Origin of the sequence: Haloferax chudinovii, from assembly GCF_042663345.1 — an archaeon.
Taxonomy (GTDB): Archaea; Halobacteriota; Halobacteria; order Halobacteriales; family Haloferacaceae; genus Haloferax; species Haloferax chudinovii.
Genome location: NZ_JBHTAB010000005.1, coordinates 142812 through 160586, shown reverse-complemented (window position 1 = coordinate 160586; position 17775 = coordinate 142812). Strand labels below are relative to the sequence as shown.

The 17775-nt window shown below is 66.9% G+C and carries 19 protein-coding genes; 5 read left to right on the top strand and 14 right to left on the bottom strand.

All coding sequences use genetic code 11. The features are described from left to right. Positions 1–76: 76 nt before the first annotated feature. From ACFQI8_RS11465 to ACFQI8_RS11440, 6 genes are all read right to left on the bottom strand, one after another. Positions 77–331 carry a glutathione S-transferase N-terminal domain-containing protein gene (locus ACFQI8_RS11465; protein ID WP_390244877.1) on the bottom strand — a complete coding sequence of 85 codons (255 nt, stop codon included), beginning with the start codon at positions 329–331 and terminating at the stop codon, positions 77–79. A gap of 94 nt (positions 332–425) precedes the next feature. Next, positions 426–1814: an aryl-sulfate sulfotransferase gene (locus tag ACFQI8_RS11460; protein ID WP_390244875.1), complete on the bottom strand. Its 1389-nt coding sequence runs from the start codon at positions 1812–1814 to the stop codon at positions 426–428. A gap of 90 nt (positions 1815–1904) precedes the next feature. After that, positions 1905–3317, bottom strand: a complete 1413-nt coding sequence (locus ACFQI8_RS11455; protein ID WP_390244873.1) for an NCS2 family permease — start codon at positions 3315–3317, stop codon at positions 1905–1907. Between the two features lie 186 nt (positions 3318–3503). Further along, entirely contained in the window at positions 3504–4217 is a 714-nt protein-coding gene (locus ACFQI8_RS11450) for a phosphoribosyltransferase family protein (RefSeq protein ID WP_148413644.1), read from the bottom strand. A gap of 74 nt (positions 4218–4291) precedes the next feature. Further along, complete coding sequence (pyrE, locus tag ACFQI8_RS11445) at positions 4292–4822, bottom strand: orotate phosphoribosyltransferase (RefSeq protein ID WP_390244871.1); 531 nt, start codon at positions 4820–4822, stop codon at positions 4292–4294. 126 nt (positions 4823–4948) lie between these two features. Continuing rightward, positions 4949–5491: a CDP-2,3-bis-(O-geranylgeranyl)-sn-glycerol synthase gene (locus tag ACFQI8_RS11440; protein ID WP_390244869.1), complete on the bottom strand. Its 543-nt coding sequence runs from the start codon at positions 5489–5491 to the stop codon at positions 4949–4951. Between the two features lie 126 nt (positions 5492–5617). Between ACFQI8_RS11440 and ACFQI8_RS11435 the strand changes: the two genes are divergently transcribed. Continuing rightward, positions 5618–6457, top strand: coding sequence for a proline dehydrogenase family protein (locus ACFQI8_RS11435; RefSeq protein ID WP_390244867.1), 840 nt, complete (start codon positions 5618–5620; stop codon positions 6455–6457). 81 nt (positions 6458–6538) lie between these two features. After that, the gene (locus ACFQI8_RS11430) at positions 6539–7183 is read left to right on the top strand and encodes a DUF502 domain-containing protein (protein ID WP_390244865.1); all 645 of its coding nucleotides are present in this window, start codon (positions 6539–6541) and stop codon (positions 7181–7183) included. Positions 7184–7270: 87 nt separating this feature from the next. Here ACFQI8_RS11430 and ACFQI8_RS11425 read toward each other — a convergent pair whose 3' ends face one another. Then, positions 7271–8209: a branched-chain amino acid transaminase gene (locus ACFQI8_RS11425; protein ID WP_390244979.1), complete on the bottom strand. Its 939-nt coding sequence runs from the start codon at positions 8207–8209 to the stop codon at positions 7271–7273. A gap of 89 nt (positions 8210–8298) precedes the next feature. On the opposite strand from ACFQI8_RS11425, the gene ACFQI8_RS11420 reads away from it, so the two are divergent. Next, a complete protein-coding gene (locus ACFQI8_RS11420) occupies positions 8299–9189 on the top strand; it encodes an NAD-dependent epimerase/dehydratase family protein (protein WP_390244863.1) in 891 nt (296 codons plus the stop codon). A gap of 31 nt (positions 9190–9220) precedes the next feature. On the opposite strand, the gene ribB is transcribed toward ACFQI8_RS11420, so the two are convergent. From ribB to ACFQI8_RS11405, 3 genes are all read right to left on the bottom strand, one after another. Beyond that, positions 9221–9910 (bottom strand): 3,4-dihydroxy-2-butanone-4-phosphate synthase, encoded by a 690-nt coding sequence (ribB, locus tag ACFQI8_RS11415; RefSeq protein WP_390244861.1) that lies wholly within the window; start codon positions 9908–9910, stop codon positions 9221–9223. Next, positions 9907–10647: a DUF120 domain-containing protein gene (locus ACFQI8_RS11410; protein ID WP_390244859.1), complete on the bottom strand. Its 741-nt coding sequence runs from the start codon at positions 10645–10647 to the stop codon at positions 9907–9909. The genes ribB and ACFQI8_RS11410 overlap by 4 nt, the downstream gene beginning before the upstream one ends. Before the next feature lie 252 nt (positions 10648–10899). After that, a complete protein-coding gene (locus ACFQI8_RS11405; RefSeq protein WP_465261713.1) occupies positions 10900–11052 on the bottom strand; it encodes a DUF7563 family protein in 153 nt (50 codons plus the stop codon). Between the two features lie 211 nt (positions 11053–11263). Between ACFQI8_RS11405 and argS the strand changes: the two genes are divergently transcribed. Next, positions 11264–13027, top strand: a complete 1764-nt coding sequence (gene argS, locus ACFQI8_RS11400) for an arginine--tRNA ligase (protein ID WP_390244857.1) — start codon at positions 11264–11266, stop codon at positions 13025–13027. Positions 13028–13072: 45 nt separating this feature from the next. Here argS and ACFQI8_RS11395 read toward each other — a convergent pair whose 3' ends face one another. Continuing rightward, entirely contained in the window at positions 13073–13210 is a 138-nt protein-coding gene (locus ACFQI8_RS11395; protein ID WP_390244855.1) for a hypothetical protein, read from the bottom strand. Between the two features lie 39 nt (positions 13211–13249). After that, positions 13250–15070 (bottom strand): cell division ATPase MinD, encoded by a 1821-nt coding sequence (locus ACFQI8_RS11390; protein ID WP_390244977.1) that lies wholly within the window; start codon positions 15068–15070, stop codon positions 13250–13252. A 155-nt stretch (positions 15071–15225) separates the two neighbouring features. Here ACFQI8_RS11390 and prf1 point away from each other — a divergent pair, with 155 nt between their 5' ends. After that, on the top strand, positions 15226–16470 hold the full coding sequence (gene prf1, locus ACFQI8_RS11385) for a peptide chain release factor aRF-1 (protein WP_390244853.1): 1245 nt from the start codon (positions 15226–15228) through the stop codon (positions 16468–16470). 56 nt (positions 16471–16526) lie between these two features. On the opposite strand, the gene ACFQI8_RS11380 is transcribed toward prf1, so the two are convergent. After that, positions 16527–16910, bottom strand: a complete 384-nt coding sequence (locus ACFQI8_RS11380; protein WP_390244851.1) for a DUF6276 family protein — start codon at positions 16908–16910, stop codon at positions 16527–16529. 93 nt (positions 16911–17003) lie between these two features. Continuing rightward, entirely contained in the window at positions 17004–17705 is a 702-nt protein-coding gene (locus ACFQI8_RS11375) for a V-type ATP synthase subunit D (protein ID WP_390244849.1), read from the bottom strand. Positions 17706–17775: the final 70 nt, after the last annotated feature.

Below are 17775 nucleotides of genomic sequence, written 5' to 3'. Positions count from 1 at the left end.
CCGACGCGAGGTCGCACGCAGTCGGAAACGAGTCAGTGAGCGGTGCGACGGCCGCCGCGGGACCGAGTGGACGAGATTACGCCGCCGAGCCGTAGGTCTCTTCGAGGTAGTCGACGATATCGTCGCTCTCGGCCATCCCCTCGATGCCGTGTTCTTCGTCGACGAGGACGGGAACACCGGTCTGGCCGCTTACCGCTTCGACCTCCGTGCGCTCGGCGTGGGCGCTGGGGACCATCTGCGACTCGTATTCGAGGTCGAGTTCGGCGAGTTTGTCTTTCACCTTCGCGCAGTACGGACAGCCTTGCAGTTCGTAGAGGATGAGCTCGGGCATCACGCCGAGGTACGGAGTCGCGGCTAATGAGTGCCATGGTCTGATGCAACCGCGCCACACGACCCCGAAAGGAGCGCCGTGGGTCGCGGGCGGGTTACCACTCGAACAGCTCGCGGAACGTGTCGAGGAGCCGCCGGCGCATCAGATAGAGTTCGCCGCCGGTCGCAGTGAGACCGACGCCGACGGCGCACGCCGCCGAAAAGAGGTCCCACGGCGTCATCCAGACCGGGCGGAGCCACGGGAGGACGTGCGACAGTCGGGTCGAGAGCCCGCTCATCGGCTCTTCGAGCGGCGTCCCGGCGAACGTCGACTCGGCCCGCGCGGCGAAGCCGACGCTCTCGTTTCCGCCCGCGGTGAGGTTCGCGCTCCCGGTGATTGGGTACGACCCGCTGGCGTTGAGGTCCCGAATCGTCGGCCCGGATGACTCGTCGCCGTGAGCGACGCGCTCGGCGTCGTACGGCCCCCACGTCGCGTAGTACTCCCAGACGACCTCGCCCGTCGGCGTGATTTCAATCACGCGGTGGTTGAGCGTGTCGACGACGAGCGTGTTCCCGTTGGGGAGTCGGTCGGCGTCCCGCGGCCAACTGAGCGTGTTCGACCCGACGGACCACGTTCGGACCCACTCGCCGTCTTCTTTCGCGTACTCGACGACGCGGTTGTTCCCGCTGTCTGCGGCGAGCATGGTCGGCGTGCCGTTCTCGCTGACCAGCCAGTCGGGGTTGTGCTGTTCGTTGAGCACCTCGTAGTCGTCGTCGGTGCCGAGCCGTTCGACGATCTCTTTCGACTCCATATCGACGACGATGGCCTGGTCGAAGTTCCGCGGCGACAACAGGAGCCGACCATCGCCGATGTAGTCCACGTCGTTGACGTGGCTCCAGTCGGCGTTGTAGCCGCCGTCGGTGTCAGCGGGGAAGTGGTTCTTGAAGTACCACTCCCACGTTATTTCGTCGGTGGTGCGGTTGTACACGACGATTCGGTCCTCGCTGACGCCGGCGGAGTCGTTCCACTCGCGCATGTTGGCGATGAGGAGTTCGTCCTCGCCGAAGGCGTCGACGTCGTGGGTGTCTTCCATGTCGAACCGCCGTTCCCAGACGCGTTCGCGGGTGTCCGGGTCGAGTTCGAAGACGACGGTGTCGGTCCCGCGGGGCGACGAAACCAGCAGGTTCCCGTTCGGAAGCGGGTCGACGTCGAAGAACCACGCGTTCCCGTTGTCCGAGTCGTCGTACGTCCACTGGAGGCTCCCGCGTTCGTCGACCGAGACGAGCCGAGCGGGTTTCTTCGGGTTCGTGTTGCCCTGGAAGGTGTAGCCTTGGACGCTCACCAGCGTCGAGCCGTTGGCGGGGCTGGTGACGGTCCCGGGCTCGAGGCTCGTCTGCTGGGAGGGGTCGTACGTCAACGCGGAGACCGCAGAGGGAGTGAGAAGGCCGATAATGAGGAGGAAAGCGGCTCCGCGGAGGGCGAGCCGCTCGTTGGGCAGATTCATACGGAGTGGCTTAGAACCGGGGGTATCCAATACTTTATGAATCCAATTGGGTTGTGAGAAAATCAGCGCGGAGAGAGCGTCGTCGCGGGGTCAGACCTGCGCTTGCAACATCCCCGAGGTGCGGACGACGAAGTAGAGGACGAACGCGGCGGCGAGCGCCCACTGGCCGGCGCTGACCTCGTCGTACTCGCCGGCGGCGACCTTCACGAGCGGGTACGAGACGATGCCCGCCGCGATGCCGTAGGCGATGGAGTACGTGAAGGGCATGACGAGGATGGTCATGCCGGCGGGGATGGTGAACGTCAGGTCGTCCCACTCGATGTCGACGACGTTGCGGAGCATGACGACGCCGATGACGACGAGCGCGATGTGCGAGGCGTACTGCGGGATAGCCGTCGCGAGCGGGACGATTGCGAGCGACACGAGGAAGAGGAGTGCGATGACGAGCGCGGTGAGGCCCGTGCGGCCGCCCTCCTCGACGCCGGTGGCGGACTCGATGTAGGTCGTGACCGTCGAGGTGCCGAGCATCGCGCCCGCGGTGGTACCGACCGCGTCGGCCATGAGCGGCTTGTCGATGTCGGGGAGGTCACCGTCGTCGTTGAGGAAGCCCCCGGCCTGCCCGACGCCGACGAGCGTGCCGGCGGTGTCGAAGAAGTCGACGAAGAAGAACGTGATGACGATGAGGGCGAAGCTGAACGCCTCGACGTTCCCGAAGCCGGAGACGAACGCGCCGGCCAGCGGCGTGATGTCGTAGGTCGCCGCGGAGGAGCCGACGACGAGACCCGCCTCGGACGAGACGAGACCCGAGGCGGTGAGGCCCCAGCCGAGAACCGACGTGCCGACGATGCCGATGATGATAGAGCCGGGGACGTTCGCCGCGTAGAGGGCGAACGTGAAGAACAGGCCGATGATGGAGACGATGGCGACGGGGTTCGACGCGAGGTTCCCCATCGTGACGAGCGTCGAGTTGTCGTTGACGACGATGCCCATCGCCTGCAACCCGATAATCGCCAAGAACAGTCCAATGCCGGTCCCGACGGCCATCTTGACCGGTTCGGGGAACACTTTGATGATGGCTTCGCGCGCGCCGACGGCGGTGAGCGCGATGAAGATAATCCCCTCGACGAAGACGGCCGCGAGCGCCGTCTGCCACGGGACGCCCAACGCGCCGACGACGGTGAACGCGAAGAAGGCGTTCAGGCCGAGCCCCGGCGCTTGCGCGAAGGGTCGATTGGCGTAAAACGCCATAATCGTGGTCGCGATGGCGGCCGCGAGGATGGTGACGACGGCGAGCATCGACTGGACCTCGCCCGGCGTGTAGCCGGCGATGGCGATGCCGTCGACGCCCTCGATGTACGGTTGGTCTGTGAGAAGCGACGGGTTGACGACCACGATGTACGACATCGTGAGGAACGTCGTGACGCCCGCGAGAATCTCGGTCCTGACCGTGGACCCGTGTTTATGCACGTCGAAGTAGTTTGCGAGGGTTTCAGAGAGCCCCATGATGCACGACTAAGCATACCCCGGATTCCACACATAAGCATTACCATCCTGACGAGGGAATTCACCCACAGACGTGGATTAAATGGCCCATTCGACGTGAACGAACGGCACAGAAGTGCCTATTTCCACGTCAAATGTAATTAAACTGAATGGTTTAGAACGGTGTATCGGCGCAGTCGTGAGGCGTCAGTCGAAACTGCTCAGCGCGCCGACCGGCGCGTCGGTGAGTTCGCGGGCTCGGTTCGTCCCTTCGTCGCCGACGGCGATGAGCGCGAAGACACCGGCGATGTCGGCGTCGGCCTGCAAGGCGATGTCCAAGAGGAGTTCTTGGGTCTCGCCCGAGCGAATGAGGTCGTCGACGACGAGGACCCGTTCGCCGTCGTCGATGGCGCTGGCGGGGAGGTAGTAGGTGAGTTCGATGCCGGACGCGAGGCGCTGGCGCGACTCGATGAAGTCCTCGACGGCGGTCTCTTTCGACTTCTTCGCGTACGCGAGGCGCGCGCCGAAGTAGCTCGCCATCGCCGCACCGAGGGTGATGCCGTCTGTCGCCGCGGTCAGAATCACGTCGGGGCGTTCGAGGTTCAGCGCGTTCGCCGCGACGGGCGCGACGAGGTCGAGGAACGACTGGTCGAAGACGACGCCGGAGTTGTCGACGTAGCCCTCGTCGTCGAATCGGACGCGGGCTTCGAGTTCGTCTGCGAGCGCGTCGCGGCCGACGCCCTCGACGACCTCGCGGGCGCGTTCGACCCCGGGCAAGACGTGCCCGTTGACGTAGCGGTTGAGGTCGCCGGCCGGCAGTCCCGTGAGTTCGGCCAACTCGTCGTACGTCCGGGTCTCTTTGAGCATCCGGAGCACGGAGACAGCCTGTAACTGGAGTGCGGCCTTCTCTGCTCTGTTCATGCCTCCGCCTTCGTACTTGCACAAAAATGAATACTTCGATTGCCGATTCCGAGTGAATTAGTCACAAGCGTGTATTAGCCGTCGGCGTCGGCCAGCAGGTCCTCGGCGGTGAGAAGCGACTCCAGTTCGATGTCGTGGTCGGCCAGCAGTTCCGCCGCGCCCTCCTGTCGGTCCACGACGACGACGACGCGGTCGACGACCGCGCCCGCCTCGCGGAGCGCCTCCACGGCGTCGACGGCGCTCTGGCCCGTCGTCGCGATGTCTTCGAGGACGACGACCTCCTCGCCCTCGTCGAGCGCGCCCTCGATGCGCTTTGCCGTCCCGTACTCCTTTGCCTTCTTGCGGGCGATAACGTACGGCTTGTTCGTCTCGACCGCGGTCGCGGCCACGAGCGGAACCGCGCCGAGGGCGACGCCGGCCAGTTTGTCGTCGTCCGCGACGCGCTCCGCGAACGCCTCGGCGATGAGCTTCAGACACCGGGGGTCGGTCTCGAAGAGGTACTTGTCCACGTAGTAGCTCGACGTCCCGCCGTGAGAGAGCTCGAACTCGCCGAACTGGACCGCGTCGGCGGCTCGAAGCGCCTCGATGAGTTCTGTGTTCGCCATCTTGTTTCGAGAGGGTTCAGGGAGGCGCTTAAGCGGGACGGTTCGGGGTGGGTGATACGCGATGTTGGACCGCGAGACGAGCGAATCGAGTCCGTGCGACCGTTTTCCCGCTCGGGGCTCTGCGGATTACCACGGCTCGTTTTTGAGCCCCAGCAGGTACGCGCCGACGTTGGTGACGACGTGAAGCACGGGCGTCATCACGAGCACGACCGCGAGCACGGGCAGGGAGAACGTCGCCGAGAACCAGCCGGGCGCGGCGACGAACGCGAGGGCGAGCGCGCCGACGACGAAGTCGAGTTGGTCGAGACCGGGGAAGGCGGCCCCGCGCTCGCGGCCCGACCGACGCTTGAGAAACGACGCGCCGATGTCGCCGAGCATCGCGCCGAGCGCGAGGCCGACCCCGGCGGCGAGCGGGAACGTCGGGAGCGAGACGCCGAGCGCGTCCGAGACCGCGGGCGCGGCGGCGTTGAGGACGACGGCGAGGAGCGTCCCGGCCAGCGTCCCGGCGGCGGTGCCGCGCCACGTCTTTCCGTCCCCGAGGACGCGCCGGCCGCCCCACGTGCGCCCGCCGTCGATGGGGCGACCGCCGCCCGCGAGGACGGCGGCGTTGTTCGGCACGTACGCGGGCAACATCGCCCAGAAGGCGGTGGCGACGAGAGAGACGACCATACCGACCCGTCCGCGGCGAGGAATGTAAGTTCCGACGGTTCGTCGGCGGGCGAGGCGACGGAGTCGTTCGATTTCGCGTCCGAATCGATGATAACCCTCAATAGCTGACGGTCGCAATCGTTTATTATGATTCCGCCCATCGCGAGCAGGTTCGTCGCGGGAGAGTCCGCGGCGAGAGCGCTCGACCACGCCCGACGGATGAACGACGACGGCGTGGCGGTCATCCTCAACCTCCTCGGAGAGCACTACGCGGAACGCGCGCCCGCCGACGAGGACGCGGCGGCCTACGTCCGACTCGTCGAGGACATCGCCTCGACCGGCATCGACGCCTGCGTGTCGGTCAAGCCCTCGCAAATCGGCCTCGACGCGGGCGACCACGTGTTCGAGGAGAACTACCGACGCATCGCCGAGGCGGCCGACGAACGCGGCGTCTTCCTGTGGTGCGACATGGAGGACCACGAGACGACCGACGTGACCCTCGACGCCTTCGAGGAGCTCGCCCGCGAGTTCGACGGCGGGATGGGACTGTGCGTGCAGGCGAACCTCAAGCGCACCCCCGACGACCTCGAACGCCTCGCCGACGTGCCGGGGAAGCTTCGCCTCGTCAAGGGCGCGTACGACGAGCCGGCCGCGGTCGCCCACACGCAGAAATCGGCGGTCAACGAGGCGTACAAGGAACTCCTCGCGTACCTGTTTCGGGAGTACGACGGCGGCATCGCGGTCGGGAGCCACGACCCCGAAATGATAGCCTACGCCCGGGACCTCGGCGCGGAGTACGACCGCGACTACGAGGTGCAGATGCTCATGGGCGTGCGCGAGGACGCCCAGCGCGACCTCGCCGCCGACGGCGTCGAGGTGTGGCAGTACGCGCCCTACGGCGACAACTGGGTCTCCTACTTCTACCGGCGGGTCCGCGAGCGCAAGGAAAACGCGCTGTTCGCGCTCCGCGCCGTCGTCGGCGTCTGAGCGAGCGCTGGAACGCGGCGCGTGTCTCTCGTCCCACACTAGAAATCCCCTTATGCCCGCGGGTTCACGTACCCCATATCAATGTCCTCGTGGAGACGCGATTTTGCCAGCGGCCTCGTGGTCCTCGTTCCGCTCATCGTCATCCTATACGTCCTCTCCATTCTGTACGGCGCAATCGTCCGCATTCCGGGAGTCGACCAACTGTTGAAGTTTCCGGAGCCGTACACCTCCCTCTCGGAGGTGTTCGGCTTCTTCGTCGCCATCATCATCTTCCTGTTGTTGGTGCTTTCGGTCGGCTACCTGATGCGGACGACGGCCGGTCGCCTGCTCGAATCCGGCCTCGACGCCGCCATGAACAAGGTCCCGCTCGTTCGCGTCGTCTACAACGCTTCTAAGCTCGCGGTCGAAACCGCGCTCACCGGCACCGAAGACCTCCAGAAGCCGGTCCGCCTCGAAACGTGGCCGGGCATCCGCATGACCGCGTTCAAGACGGGCAAGACGACCAAAGACGGCAGGGAAATCATCTTCATGCCGACCGCGCCGAACATCACCACCGGGTTCGTGATGGAAGTCGACCCCGACGACATCGAGGAGACCGGCGAGAAGGTCGAAGAGGCGCTGACGCGCGTCCTCTCGGCCGGGTTCGCCGAGCAGGACCACGTCGACGAGTTCGACATCGAAGTGACCGAGGAGTCCGGCGACGGCCGGGTCGCCGCCGACGAGTAAGGCTCGCGCCCCGCGTCGGCGGTCGTCGCTATCGGCTCGTGACGGGACCGCGATAAAAAGAACGCTCGTGTTCGCGGGTGTCTCGGGTTACTGCTCGTCGACGTAGGTGAACCACTCTTCGTGGTCGTCGGTGCGGCGCTCCACGAGGTCGAAGAAGGCGGACTGGAGTTCCTCCGTGACCGGGCCGCGAGTGCCCTCGCCGATGACGACGTTGTCGACCTTGCGGATAGGGGTCACTTCGGCGGCGCTCCCCGTGAAGAACAGCTCGTCGGCCGTGTTGAGTTCGCCGCGGCTGATGGTCGCGCTGTCGTCGACCTCGTAGCCGCGCTCGCGGGCGAGCGTGATGACGGTGTCGCGGGTGATGCCGTCGAGGATGCTCTGGGAGAGGCCGGGCGTGTAGAGCTTCCCGTCGCGGACCATGAAGATGTTCTCGCCGGGGCCCTCGGCGACGTTGCCCTCCTTGTTCAGGACGATGGCTTCGACGTAGCCGTTGCGGCGGGCTTCCTCCCCCGCGAGCATGGAGTTCACGTACAGACCGGTCGTCTTCGCGTTCGTCGGAATCTGGCTGGAGGCGTGCTTGCGCCACGACGAGACCATCACGTCGACGCCGTTTTCGAGCGCGTCCTCGCCGAGGTAGGTCCCCCACGGCCACGCCGCGATGGCGACCTCGGTCGGGTTGTCCTTGGGGCTGACGCCGAGCGAGTCGTAGCCGTAGAAGGCGATGGGGCGGATGTAGCCGCCGTCGAGGTCGTTGCGGCGGATGATCTCCAGCGTCGCCTCGGTGAGTTCCTCGCGCGTGTACGGAATCTCCATGTCGTAGGGCTTCGTGGAGTTGTAGAGCCGTTCGAGGTGTTCCTCCCAGCGGAAGATGGCCGGGCCGCGGTCGGTGTCGTAGGCGCGAACTCCCTCGAAGACGCCCGTCCCGTAGTGGAGGCCGTGCGTGAGGACGTGCACCGTCGCGTCCTCCCAGTCCGTATATTCTCCACTCATCCAGATCGTCGAGACATCCATCTCGTCAAATCCCATGTAGTGGCCTTCGGCGGCCCCCTCTAAAATCATGACGACCCGACTCCCGCGCCCCCGGCGGTTTTGTCCGCGGACCGCCATGACGAGGTATGAGCCTCGAATCCGTCGCCGTCACGGGCGGGACCGGAAATCTCGGGCCGACCGTCGTCGCCCACCTCCGCGCGAGCGGCTACACCGTCACGAACTGCTCGCGACACAGCGAGTCGTCGCTCGCGGACCACGACTACCGCGTGAGCGCGCTCGACCCGGGGGACCTCACCGCGGCGCTCAGCGCCGTCGACGCCGACGCCGTCGTCCACCTCGGAGCCATCTCGACGCCGACGAACGACCCCGGCCACCGCGTCTTCGAGAGCAACGTCCAATCGACGTACGTCGTCCTCGAAGTCGCCGCCGCGCTCGGCATCGAGCGCGTGGTCGTCGCCTCCAGCATGAGCGCCATCGGCGGGAGCTTCGAACCCGACCCCGCCCGAATCGACTTCCTCCCGGTGGACGAGACCCACCGCGCGACGCCCTCGAACCCCTACGGCCTCGGGAAGTACGTCGCCGAGCAGACCGCCGCGGGGTTCGTCCGCCGCGACGACGCCCCCGAGACGGTCGCAAGCCTCCGGTTCCCGTGGATGCCGAGCGAGGAAGAGGCGAGACGGGCCTTCGCCGAGGCCGACCGCTCGCTGTCGGGACTGCGGGACGCCGGCCACTTCCACACCGCGCGCAACACGCTCTTTGCGTATCTCGGTCGGGAGGACGCCGCGAGACTCGTCCGCCGGGCGCTCGACGCCGATTTCGCGGGCCACGAGGTGTTCTGGGCCGCGGCGGCCGACACTTCGACGACCGTCGAGTCGGCGGCGCTCGCCAGCGAGGTCTACCCCGGCGCGGAGACCAGAGGGCCGCTTTCGGGCCACGATGCGCTCGTCTCGACCGAGAAGGCAAAGCGACTGCTCGGCTGGGAGCCGACGTGGTCGTGGCGCGACCGGCGCGCGTGAGAAGCTGAATCAGACCGACTATCTCGGTCGCTCAGACGAGTTCGTCGATGAGGCCGTCGCCGTCGACGAAGGCGAAGCCGTGTCGGTCGGCGTAGTCGCGGGCGGCGTCCTTCGAGAGCGCCGCGCCGGTCTCGTCGTCGAGCATCTCGCAGACGACGACCGCCGGCGGGACGCCCGCCTCGTCGGCCAAGGCGAGGCCGAGTTCGGTGTGACCCTGCCGGTCCGAAAGCAGGTTCGGCGCGCCGCGGAGCAGGTGGACGTGGCCGGGCGCGCGGAACTCGCCGCCGAAGTCGTCGGCGGTGTACTCGCCCGCACGGGTGGCCTCGGCGACGGGCGCGAGCCGCGAGATGGTCATCGCGCGGTCGCGATCGGTGATGCCCGTAAACGAGTCGCGGTGGTTCACCGTGAAGGAAAACGACGACCGCGAGTCGTACGCGAGGTCGTGAGACGACGCGGCCGGGTGGTCGAGCACGTCGTCGATAAACGGGAGACCGAGGGATTCTGACACGTCGTTCGGGAGGGCGACGCAGACGAGGCCGCCGGCGTCGTTGCGCATCCGGCCCACGTCGGCGGGGGTGACCGCGCCCGCGGGGTAGACGAGGTCAGTCTCGCCCTCGCGGTCGTCGAAGTCGTGGACGAGCACCGGCTCGCCGGCGCGGAAGGCGTCGAGGACGCGCGAGACGGCGTCGAAGTCGCCGGTCGACTCGGCGGTTCGGCTCATTCGTACTCCGCCTCCTCGACGCGGACCGTGACCGCGTCGCCGTCGTCGAGGTCGAGTTCGTCGCGGAGCTTGTCGGGCGCGATTATCTCCAGTTGCGACTCGTCGTGGTGGGTCCGCTCCGGGACGATGATGTGGACCGGCTCGTAGGACTCGTCGCCGACCGCGACGGAGGCGGCGTAGCACGTCGCCGGGCCGAAGGTGCGCTCGTCGTCCTCCCAGCCGTCTATCGGGACCGCGTCGAGGGCGCTCATCCCGGCGCGGGCGCGGACCGCGTCGTCGCCGAGGCGGACGTTCAGCGTGCCGGGGAACGGTTCGTAGCCGAGTCGGTCCTTGAACTGCTCCATGTATCCCGAAAGCGAGATGTAGTGGCGGCCCTCGCCCATTCCCCCGGTGACCTCGCCGTCGAGGACGACCACCGAAGGCGTCTCGAAGATGCGCCGGTAGTCGGCGTACTCCTGTCTGAGCGCGGACTCGCCCGCGTCGGTGATGGTTATCCACTGGCCGTCGGCGACGACCTCGCGGTCGATGAAGTCGGCCTCTTCGAGGCGCTGGAGACGGCGCGAGGCCGTCTGGTTCGACACGTCGAGTCGATTCGCGACGCCGGAACAGGAGAGCTTGACCGGGCCGGAGCGCCCGCCGTCGAGCGCGACGAGCTTGAGCGTGGCCAACTCGTCGTACCCGACCGCCGCGGCGACTGCCGATTCTGACATATCTCCCGCTTCGAACGCGCGCCTCATAAGCGTATCGTACGTGGAATGCGTTCCAAAAATGATATGGACGGAGAGGGTAGAAGCGGCGAGGCGGGGCCCGTGGTAACGCGATAGTTCCAATCGCGGACGGGTAAGTCCGTCGGTCAGTCTACCGCGGCGAGAAGGGAGTGGAAGCGAGACGCGGGGGAACGCTGTGGGGGTGGTGGGGTGCTTGGTGGTGTGTGGGTCTCGTAGGCTCCGACTCCGCGGGGCGGCGGTGCCAACGACCGAACGGCGTCCTCAGAGAGACGACGCTCGCCGCTCGGTGCTGACCTGTGAGATACCCGCGTTCGCCGAGCAACTGGGACACGCGTACACGTTGCCGTCCTCGTCGCCGAAGACGCGGACGAAGTTGTTCGACACGAACGCTTCGCAGTGGTTGCATTGACTCATGGGTGGGTGGTGGAGCGGCGGGTCGCCGCCCGTGATTTGATTGTCGTCCGCTCACGATATACCACTATTACCTAACTGGTAAGGTATCGACGCGAGTGGCGCTAAGACCACCCCGCAAACGGAGGGGACCGAGCGTCCCAAGCCGACGCGACCCGCGGGTCGCTCGGGCGGTTCGGAAAGGCCTTTAGCCGCCTATCGAGAATCCGCGTACATGTTCAGACAGTTCCGTGAGGAGGTCGAGACGGCGCTCTCTGCGGCGCTCTCGTCGCTCGACCTGCCCACCGACGACCTCGGGGTCGAGGAACCGCCGGAGGACGTACCCGCGACGCTCGCCTCCAGCGTCGCCTTCCGACTCGCCGGGGTCGTCGGCGCGCCGCCGCCGAAAATCGCCGCCGACATAGCCGAGGAACTCTCCGTCGAGGGCTACGACTACCTCGCCGCGGTCGACACGCAGGGGCCGTACGTCAACTTTCACGTCTCGGACGCCTACTACGACGACACCCTCGAAGCCGCCGCGACCGACGAGGCGTACGGTCGCCTGCCCGCGACCGGCGACAGCGTCGTCGTCGAGCACACGAGCGCGAACCCGACCGGTCCGGTCCACGTCGGCCGCACCCGCAACCCGGTCATCGGCGACGCCGTCGCCAACCTGCTCGATTTCGCCGGCAACGACGTCGACCGCCACTACTACGTGAACGACGCCGGCCGACAGATGGCCGTCTTCACCTGGGCCTACGAGACGTTCGACGAGGACGACCTCGAAGGCGAACCCGCCCGCGAGCGCGTCGAGTACGACCTCGTTCGCTACTACCGCAAGGGCAACGCCTTCCTCGAAGAAGCCGACTCCGAGGCAGTCGAACGGGCCGAAGCCGAAATCACCGGGATTCTCCAGGGTATCGAGGAAGGCGACGAGGAGACCTACGCCCGCGTCGAGACCGTGGTCGACCAGGTGCTCGGCGGCATGCGCGAGTGCCTCGAACGCCTCCCCGCGGAGTTCGACGAGTTCGTCAAGGAGACGCGGTTCATGTTCGACGGGAGCACCCGCGACCTCGCAGAACGCCTCAAAGAGACCGACCACGCCGTCTACGAGGAAGACGCGTGGCAACTCGAACTCGACGACTACGGCTTCGAGAAGAACCTCGTGTTCCTCCGCTCGGACGACACCTCGCTGTACACGACGCGCGACCTCGCCCACCACGAGTGGAAGTTCGACAACTACGACCGCGCCGTGACCGTCCTCGGTGAGGACCACAAGCTCCAGTCCGGCCAGCTCCGCGCCGCGCTCGACATCCTCGGCAACGACGTGGACAAACTGGAGAACGTCATCTACTCGTGGGTCAACCTCCCCGGCGGCGAGACGATGTCCACCCGCAAGGGGACGGGCGTCATGCTCGACGACCTCCTCGACGAGGCCATCGACCGCGCCCGCGACGAAGTCGAGACCCGCCTCGAAGGCCGCACCCGCGACGACGACCTCGACGAGGCCGACATCGACCGCATCGCCCGGCAGGTCGGCATCGGCGCGGTCCGCTACGACATCGTCTCCAAACAGCCCACGAAGACCATCACCTTCGAATGGGACCAGGCGCTCAACTTCGAGGCCCAGTCCGCGCCGTACATCCAGTACGTCCACGCGCGCTGTTGCGGCATCGCCGACGAGGCGGCCGCCGCCGGTCTCGACGCGAGCGAGGTCGACCCCGCCGTGCTGGCGACCGACGCCGAGCGCGACCTGCTGGCGACCATCGCGCGGTTCCCCGCGGTCGTCGAGACCGCGGCCGACGACCTCGAACCCCACACCGTGGCGACGTTCGCCCGCGAACTCGCCGAGGTGTTCAACACCTTCTACCGCGAGTGCCCCGTGCTCGACGCCGACGAGGAGGTCGGCGCGGCCCGACTCGCGCTCGTCGAGGCCTCGCGGAACGCGGTGGCGAACGCGCTCGCCATCGTGGGCGTAGAAGCGCCCGAGTCGATGTGACCGCGGGCTACGCGAGTCCCTCGGCGGCGGCTTTTTTCGAGCGGTTCAGAAGAAAAGCGGGAGCGCCGCGGTCCCAGCGATGAGCGACCCGCCGACCGAGAAGACGACGGCGGCACCACTGCCGAGCGCGAGGACGAGAAACAGCACTATCCACCAGAAGGGAACGGACTCGGATTCTGCCATAGAGGCCATTCCGCAGACGCGAGTAAAAGGCCTTCCCGTTTAGCCGAGGAAGCGCCTGAAAAACCCCTTTTTCTTCTCGTCGCCGTCGTCCTCGAACGACTCGACCTCCTCGACGAGCGAGGTGGTGTAGACGCCCTCCTCCTCGCCGTCGTCGGCCGCGTCGTCAGCGTCCACGTCGGCGTCGGTCCCGGACGCGCTCGGCTCAGCCTCGGCGACGAGCGGTTCGGCCGCGCTGGGCGCGTCCGCCTCCGGTTCCGCGGCCTCGGGCGACTCGTCCGAGTCCGAGCCGGCGGGCGCGTCGCCGACCGAGTCGGGCCCGGCCGCCCCTTCCGCGAGCGGGTCCGCGCCCGTCGAACCGGGGTCAACGTCGACATCCGGACCGGGAGTGGCGTCGGTATCCGAGGCGGGTTCACCGTCGGTGCCGCCGACCACCTCCTCGTCGGCCGTCGACGTCCCGCGAGTGACCGCTTCGAGGTCCGCCGCCAGCGGGTCGGTGTCGGGTTCGCCGTCGCCGATCAGTTCGTCGTCGCCGACCGGTTCGGGGTCGGCGGCCAGCGGGTCGGCCGGCGCGTCCACCGCGTCCGCCGCGGCGTCCTGGTCGGGGACGGTAGAGTCGACTTCCTCGACCGCGCCGGAGTCACCCGCGTCTTCGGCGGGGGACGAGCCAGGTTCCACGACGGAGGCGTTCGAGTCCCCGACGGAGCCACCGGAGAACGGGACCGACGCCGCGAGGTCGTCGTCGGTCGCGGACTCGTCGTCGGAGCCGGAATCAGCGTCAGCCCGTTCCTCGGCTTCCGGTTCAGCTTCGGCTTCCGGCTCAACTTCGGCCTCGGCTTCTGGTTCGGCTTCGGCTTTCGGTTCCGATTCGGCCTCGGGGGCGGCCGTGGCTCGGTCTTCGTCAGCGACCGCGGCGGCGACGTCGTCGGGGGCGGCCTCGGGGGACGACATCTGTTCGGTGGCCGACACCTGTTCGGGGGCCGATTTCGGGTCCAAATCCGCGTCTCGCTCGGGGGTCGGAGCCGATGCCGACTCGTCGGCGGGTTCGGCGTCGCCCCGCACAACTGAGGCGTGTTCGTCGGTCTCCGACGCGTCGGCGTCGCCGTCGGCCGCGTCCGCCTCCGACTCGGCCGCCTCGCCCGCGGCGTCCGGAATCGGAACCGGCTGACCGGTGAGCGCCTCGGCGAGCGCGCGGTAGCCCGCGGCCGCGATGCTGTCGGGCGAGCGGGCGACGACCGGAATCTGCGTGTTGAGCGCCTCGCGGATGGCCGGGTCCTCCGGGACGACGGCGATAACCCCGGCGTCGAGGAGCGAGGCGACCACCTCGGCGTTCGGGTTCGACTGGTCGACCCGCGTGAGGACGACGCCGACCACGTCAGCACCGATACGGTCGCCGAGCTGTCGGGTCTTTTCGGTGTCGCCGAGCGCCTCGCGCTCCGTCGTGGACACCAAGACGACCTCGTCGGCGAGCTTCAGCGGGACGAACGTGTCGTCGCTCAGCCCCGCGCCGGTGTCGATGATGACGATGTCGTGGGTGGCTTCGAGCGACGAGATGACGGAGTCGAGTTCCTTCACGTTCGCCGTCGCGAACGCTTCGAGGGCGTTCGAGCCGGGGACCACCGAGAGTCCCGCCGGTCCGTCGTAGACGGCCGCCTCGACCGCCGCCTCGCCTGTCAACACGTCGTGGAGCGTCGCCCCGTCGGGGTCGACGCCGAGCGCGCCGGCGAGGTTCGGCATCCCGAGGTCACCGTCGACGACGACGACGTCGTGACCGGCCATCGCGAGCGTCGTCCCGAGGTTGGCCGTGGTCGTCGTCTTTCCAACCCCGCCTTTCGCGCTGGCAACTGCGTACACCCGGGCCATAATTCCAACGTCGAAGTCCACCCGTGACAGCCACATAAATGTTCTCCGACCGCTCCCGTCTCCGCGGTCGGGTCGTACGGCCGCTCATGCGGCGAGATACCGCGGGGCGTGCCCAGTCAAAGGTTACTTAGCCGCTGGAGGGACTAGGTGGAGTGATGAGTAGCGACGCCGAGGAGGCGAGCGAAGACCGCCGAAAGTACGAGTTCAAGAAGGTCATCGAGGACCTGCGAGAGTACGAAGGGTCGGGAACTCAGCTCGTCACCATCTACATCCCCGAAGACAAGCAGATTTCCGACGTGGTCGAACACGTCATCACGGAGCACAGCGAAGCGTCTAACATCAAATCGAAGCAGACGCGAACGAACGTCCAAGACGCCCTGACGAGCATCAAAGACCGCCTCCGATACTACGATACCTTCCCACCGGAACGCGGTATCGTCATGTTCTCCGGTGCGGTCGACTCCGGCGGTGGCCAGACCGATATGGTCACCAAGGTACTCGAAAGCCCACCGGAGCCGATTCAGTCGTTCCGGTACCACTGCGACTCGAACTTCCTCACCGGGCCGCTCGAAGACATGCTCATGGACAAGGGCCTGTTCGGCCTCATCGTCCTCGACCGCCGCGAGGCCAACGTCGGCTGGCTCAAGGGCAAGCGCGTCGAGCCGGTCAAGAGCGCCTCGTCGCTCGTCCCCGGCAAACAGCGCAAAGGTGGCCAGTCCGCCCAGCGTTTCGCCCGCCTCCGGCTCGAAGCCATCGACAACTTCTATCAGGAGGTCGCCGGCATGGGCAACGACCTGTTCGTCCCCAAGCGACACGAGATGGACGGCATCCTCGTGGGCGGTCCCTCGCCGACGAAAGACGAGTTCCTCGACGGCGACTACCTCCACCACGAACTGCAGGACCTCGTCGTCGGAAAGTTCGACGTGGCCTACACCGACGAGTCCGGGCTCTACGACCTCGTCGACGCCGGTCAGGACGCGCTGGCCGACCAGGAGGTCATGAAGGACAAAAGGCAGATGGAGGAGTTCTTCGAGAAGCTCCACCGCGGCAACGAGTCCACCTACGGGTTCGAGGCGACGCGGAAGAACCTCGTGATGGGGTCGGTCGACCGCCTCCTCATCTCCGAGGACCTCCGAAAGGACATCGCCGTCTACGACTGCGGCGGCCAAGAGGAGTACGAACTCGTCGACCACCGCCGCGACACGCCCACTCACGAGTGCGACGACGGCTCGGAGGCCGAACTGAAAGAACGCGAGGACGTCGTCGAGTGGCTCATGGACCTCGCAGACCAGCGCGGCACCGAGACGAAGTTCATCAGCACCGACTTCGAGAAAGGCGAACAGCTCTACGACGCGTTCGGCGGCATCGCCGGTATCCTCCGGTACTCCACCGGCGTCTAAACGACTCCTCCTCGGCGTCTTCACGCCACGGTTTCGACAGCACAGAGCGGCGGCGCTCAGAGGAACGCGTCCAACTGGCTCTGCCGACGAGCGACGTCGAAGTGGGGCTCCGTCGCCGCCCGCTGAAGCCGGTCGAGAGTGAGATGCACGTCAGTCCCCGACCGCTCGGCGAACTCGACGCAGTCGACGATGCCGGCGCGGTTGAGCGCCAGCGAGTCGAGCATCCCGACGAGGAGCGCGACCGCCGCGCCCGCGTCGCCCTCGGGAAGCGCGTCCGCGAGCGGCCGCGACTCACCTTCGCTCGGCGGTACCTCGGTCGGGTGGAGTCCGAGACAGTCGGCGCACAGTCCGACGGTCAACGCCCCCTCGGGCGCGTGGGCTTCGAGCGGTTCGGGCACCGCGAAGACGGCGAGTTCGCCGTCGCAGTCGGGACAGGACATGGGAGTCCCTACGCGCCGGTGCGATGAAAAGCGGTCGGAGACCCGACCGAGAGGAAAACGACATCGGGAGAGAGAGAAAACGGGGGAGTCCGGTCAGTCGGCCGTTGCCGCTTCCGCCTCCGCTTCCGCTTCCGCTTCGGCCGCCGCCGCGGCGCGTTCTTCCTTCTCTTCTTCTTCCTTCTTCGCCTTGATCTTCTTCAGACGGAAAATCTCCTCGCGCTCCTGTTCTTCGAGCTTCTGCTCGATGTACTCCTGATTGTCGTAGAGCTCCGGAAGCAGTTTGAATTCGAGCGCGTTGACGCGGCGCTTCGTCGTCTCGATTTCCTCAAGCATCTTCTTCATCGCCGTCTCGACTTCCGCGGCGAGGATGATAGATTCGAGGAGTTCCTCGTAGGCGTCCGCGGCCTCGTCGATGCGCGCCGAGGAGCCGAGCAGGCCGTAGCCGCGCTGGTCGAGGGTCTTTTTCACGCGCGAGGACTCGATCTGCGGGACGACGACGCCCATGATGTTCTTCGACTGCGTCGTGATTTCCGGGTACTCCTTCAGCGCGGCGGCCGCGCCGCGAACCGCCACGTCGCCCTCCATGGCGCGGGCCATGTTGATCTTGTTCTGCGCGCGCTCGTAGTCCTGATTGAGGTTGGCCCGCACGTCTTGGGCCTGGTCGAGGATGTCCATGAACTCCATGATGAGCCCGTCACGCTTCTGTTCGAGCGTGTCGTGGCCCCGCTCGGAGAGTTCGATGCGATCTTCGATCGCCATCAAGTTCTTGCGGGTCGGCTTGACGTCTTCGGCCATCGTTGGCGGGGGTTGTTCGCCTGGGGTGTTAATCTTTTACTGTCTGGCCGGCTGGACCGCCCGAAATCGG